This window comes from Chromohalobacter sp. HP20-39, assembly GCF_033052815.1.
GTDB lineage: Bacteria > Pseudomonadota > Gammaproteobacteria > Pseudomonadales > Halomonadaceae > Chromohalobacter.
This window is the reverse complement of record NZ_JAWHTP010000774.1, coordinates 1-264: the sequence shown is the minus strand read 5'-3', so window position 1 is coordinate 264 and position 264 is coordinate 1. Positions and strand designations below refer to the sequence as shown.

Genomic DNA, 264 nt, shown 5'->3' with positions numbered 1-264 from the left:
CGTTGACGCAGGACATGCTGGACCTGGCCAGCCTGGATGTGCGCGGCGGCCTGGAGCTGGCCCGGGTGCCGCTGGACGTCGTGCCCTGGCTGCGCGAGGTGCTGCAGGACTACGCCCCGCCTGAGGGCCGCGACGCGCCGCGCCTGCAGCTGCTGGCCGACCCCGTACCGCTGCAGGCCGACCCGGTGCGGCTGCGTCAGGTGGTGCTCAACCTGCTCAGCAACGCCTACAAGTATTCGCCCGACGGCGGCCCGGTGCAGGTCA

General features: G+C 72.7%; 1 protein-coding gene. It reads left to right on the top strand.

Annotated elements, in window-relative coordinates:
- Positions 1–14: 14 nt before the first annotated feature.
- Positions 15–264, top strand: a 250-nt coding sequence (locus RVY79_RS20055; protein ID WP_411161765.1) for a sensor histidine kinase, incomplete at its 3' end; no start/stop codon positions are given.